We start from the raw sequence: 3,529 nt of genomic DNA on the forward strand, positions 1-3,529 counted from the left end.
TTCTCGATCGACCATGTCGCCCGCTCGCCGGCCGAGATGGACGAGTTGATCGAGCGCGGCGCGGTTCAGTTCGCCATCACCATCCCCGGCGACTTCACCCGCCGGGTGGTACGCCGCGACAGCCCGCAAATCCTGGTCGAGGCCGACGCCTCGGACCCGGCCGCCGTAGGCAACGCCGTCGCCGCCCTCAACCTCGTCACCAATGCGCTCAACCGCGACCTCGGCGGCACGCTCTCCGAGCTGAAGGCCGCGCCGCCGCCGGTCGAGGTGCGCGTGCACCGGCGCTACAACCCGGAGGGCGTGACGGCGTACAACATCGTGCCGGGCCTGATCGGCACCATCCTCACCATGACCATGGTGCTGATGACCGGGCTTGCCATGACGCGCGAGCGCGAGCGCGGCACCTTCGAGAACCTGCTGGCGACGCCGGCGGCGCCGATCGAGGTGATGACCGGCAAGATCGTGCCCTACATCCTCATCGGCCTCATCCAGGTGACGCTGATCATCGGCTGCGCGCTGCTGCTCTTCGAGGTGCCGATGCAGGGCAGCGCGCTCCTCCTCTACTTCGTGGTGCTGATGTTCATCGCCGCCAACCTGACCCTCGGCATCACCTTCTCGTCGATCGCGCGCAACCAGCTGCAGGCGATGCAGATGACGTTTTTCTTCTTCCTGCCGTCGATCCTGCTGTCGGGCTTCATGTTCCCGTTCCGCGGCATGCCGGAATGGGCGCAGTGGCTCGGCTCGCTGCTGCCGCTCACCCACTTCCTGGTGCTGGTGCGCGGCATCATGCTCAAGGGCAACCAGCTGCACGAGCTGTGGCCGCAGATCTGGCCGATCCTGGCCTTCATGCTCGCGGTGATCGCGATCGGCCTGCGCTTTTACAAGCGCACGCTCGATTAGGAAATGGGGACGGACCCCATTTATTTTCCCGCTCAAGCTTGTCTTCGAAAATAAATGGGGTCCGTCCCCACTTCCGACCGACGCTACTTCTTCTTCGCGTCCTCTACCGGGCCGATCTTCTCGATCGCCGCCGCCAGGCGCTTGGCGTCGCGCTCCCAGAACTTGCGGAACTCGGGCGCGTCCAGGTAGCTGACCGGGGTGGAGACTTTCTCCATGGCGCTGCGGAAGTCGGCCGCGTTGGCCGCGGCGCGCACCGCCTCGCGCAGCCGGCCGACCACCGGCGCGGGCGTGCCGGCGGGCGCGAACACGCCCGACCAGATGTAGAACTCGGCGTCGTAGCCGAGCTCCTTGAGGGTCGGGATGTCGGGCAGCAGCTTCAGCCGCTCAGCGCCCCAGCCGGCGAGCGCGCGCATCTTGCCGGCGCGGATCTGCGCGATGGCCGCCGCCGGCCCCTGCGCGGAAGCCTGCACCTCGCCGGCGAGCAGCGCCCGCACCGCCGGCCCGCCGCCCTGGTAGGGGACGTGGAACAGCTTGATGCCCGCGGCGCCGGCGAACATCTCCATCGCCACGTGCAGCGTGCCGTACACGCCCGACGAGGAATAGTTGATCTTGCCCGGGTTGGCCTTGGCGTAGTCGACGAAGTCCTTCACCGTCTTGAAGGGCCCGTCGCTGCGCACCACCAGCACGGTCGGATCGGCCGTGACCAGCGCGATGGGCGCGAAGTCCGCCAGCTCGTAGGGCGGCGTGCGGCCCATGATGCGGTCGGACACCGGAAAGATGGAGATCGACGACAGCGCCATGAGGATGGTGTAGCCGTCGGGCGCCGCTTTGGCCGCGGCGGCCATGCCCACCGCGCCGCCGGCGCCGGTGCGATTGACGATCACCACCGGCTGGTTGAGGGTCTTTTCCATGGTGGCCGCGAGCGGCCGGCCGACGATGTCGGCCACTCCCCCGGGCGGGAACGGCACGATCATGGTGATCGGCCTGGTGGGATAGGCGTCCTGCGCCATCCCGGGAAACGACAAGACGGCAAGAACCGCGAACAGCGCTATGCGTGACATGAGTCTCCTCCTGGCGGCGAAAGTAACACGCGGTTACAGATGTTGCACTTTCTCGGTTCACTCCGGGCCCGCCGGCGAGTGAAATAGGCGCACCAACCCTAACGAAGGAGGTTGCCATGCTGAAGAAACTGATCCTCGCGGCCGCGGGCCTGATGATTGCCGCGCCGGTGCTCGCCGACAACGGCCACCACCGCTACGACCAGCGCCACCGCTACCAGTGGAAGCACCATCCCCGGCCGGTGGTGGTGATGCCGCCGCCGCGCGTGGTGTACTACGCGCCCCGCCCCCGGGTGGTCTATGCGCCGCCGCCGCGCGTGGTCTACGCGCCGGCCCACCCGGTGTATCAGGCGCCGGCGCCGGTCAGCGGCATTTCCATCCGGCTGCACTTCCCGCTTTAGGGCCGGGGTGTTAGGTTTCCGCCATTGGCGCGACCAACCCGCACGCACCCAATGAGGAAACCATGCAACGACGCACCCTTCTTGCAGGATTCGCGGCGGCGCCCCTGTGGGCAAGCTTCGGGGCGCTCGCCGCGCCGCCTGCCGGCATGAAAGGCATCGAGGAGCTGCAGAAGAACTGGAAGGCGCTGCTGCCGGCGGGCGCGAGCCTGCCCGCCGCCGGCGAGCCGCTGCGGCTGAGCAAGGAGGAATGGAAAAAGCGCCTGCCCGCCGAGGCATACAAGGTGCTGCGCGAGGAAGGCACCGAGCGCGCCGGCACCAGTCCCCTGAACGTGGAGAAGCGCCCCGGCGTGTTCGCCTGCGCCGGTTGCGGCCTGCCGCTGTTCACCTCGGCGATGAAGTACGAGTCGGGCACCGGCTGGCCGAGCTTCTTCACCACCATCCCGGGCGCTTTCGAGACCAAGAAGGACTACTTCCTCATCTACCCGCGCACCGAATACCACTGCGCGCGCTGCGGCGGCCACCACGGGCACGTGTTCGACGACGGCCCGGAGCCGACGCGCCAGCGCTGGTGCAACAACGGCGTGGCGCTACGCTTCCTGCCGCGGGACGGCGGCAAGGTTTAGGTCTCCGGCCAGCGCCGGGCCGGGGAAGTGGAAGCGCACCGGCCCGTCGGGCAGCGCGTTCAGGAACTGCTTCAGGTAAGGATCGGCGGAACGGCTCACCTCCTCGGGGGTGCCCTGCCCCAGCACGAGGCCGTCGCCGATCACGTAGACGTAGTCCGACACGTGCAGCGCCTCCTTCACGTCGTACGTGACCACGATGGAGGTCAGGCCGAGCGAGCGGTTCAGCTCGCGGATCAGCGTGGCGACCTGGTTGAGCGAGATGGGATCCAGTCCGGCGAACGGCTCGTCGTACATCATCAGCTTCGGGTCGGTGGCGACGGCGCGCGCCAGCGCCACGCGCCGCGTCATGCCGCCCGACAGGTCGCCCGGCATCATGTCGCGTGCGCCGCGCAGGCCCACGGCATGCAGCTTCATGGTGACCAGCCGCCGCAGCAGCTCCTCGGGCACCTTGAAGTTCTCGACGATGGGAAAAGCGACGTTGTCGTAGACCGACAGGTCGCTGAACAGGCCCGAGGTCTGGAACATCATGCCGATGTCCAGGCGCAGG

Annotated in this window: 5 protein-coding genes; 3 read left to right on the forward strand and 2 right to left on the reverse strand. The window is 68.1% G+C overall.

Translation table 11 applies throughout. The annotated features are described in order from the left end of the window. On the forward strand, positions 1–900 hold a 900-nt coding region (locus tag VFM98_RS16320; protein ID WP_325110955.1), incomplete at its 5' end, for an ABC transporter permease. 83 nt (positions 901–983) lie between these two features. Here VFM98_RS16320 and VFM98_RS16325 read toward each other — a convergent pair. Further along, complete coding sequence (locus VFM98_RS16325; protein ID WP_325110956.1) at positions 984–1,961, reverse strand: tripartite tricarboxylate transporter substrate binding protein; 978 nt, start codon at positions 1,959–1,961, stop codon at positions 984–986. A 116-nt stretch (positions 1,962–2,077) separates the two neighbouring features. Between VFM98_RS16325 and VFM98_RS16330 the strand changes: the two genes are divergently transcribed. Next, positions 2,078–2,359 carry a hypothetical protein gene (locus tag VFM98_RS16330; RefSeq protein WP_325110957.1) on the forward strand — a complete coding sequence of 94 codons (282 nt, stop codon included), beginning with the start codon at positions 2,078–2,080 and terminating at the stop codon, positions 2,357–2,359. 62 nt (positions 2,360–2,421) lie between these two features. After that, positions 2,422–2,982 carry a peptide-methionine (R)-S-oxide reductase MsrB gene (gene msrB, locus VFM98_RS16335; protein ID WP_325110958.1) on the forward strand — a complete coding sequence of 187 codons (561 nt, stop codon included), beginning with the start codon at positions 2,422–2,424 and terminating at the stop codon, positions 2,980–2,982. Here msrB and VFM98_RS16340 read toward each other — a convergent pair. Beyond that, positions 2,947–3,529, reverse strand: a 583-nt coding sequence (locus VFM98_RS16340; protein ID WP_325110959.1) for an ABC transporter ATP-binding protein, incomplete at its 5' end; no start/stop codon positions are given. The genes msrB and VFM98_RS16340 overlap by 36 nt on opposite strands.

The organism is Ramlibacter sp. (assembly GCF_035706265.1).
In the GTDB taxonomy this organism is placed as follows: domain Bacteria; phylum Pseudomonadota; class Gammaproteobacteria; order Burkholderiales; family Burkholderiaceae_C; genus Ramlibacter.

Excerpts from the sequence above, each read along its gene's own strand:
- VFM98_RS16330 (WP_325110957.1), top strand. The coding sequence starts at position 2,078 with ATGCTGAAGAAACTGATCCTCGCGGCCGCGGGCCTGATGATTGCCGCG.
- msrB (WP_325110958.1), top strand. The coding sequence starts at position 2,422 with ATGCAACGACGCACCCTTCTTGCAGGATTCGCGGCGGCGCCCCTGTGG.
- VFM98_RS16325 (WP_325110956.1), bottom strand. The coding sequence starts at position 1,961 with ATGTCACGCATAGCGCTGTTCGCGGTTCTTGCCGTCTTGTCGTTTCCC.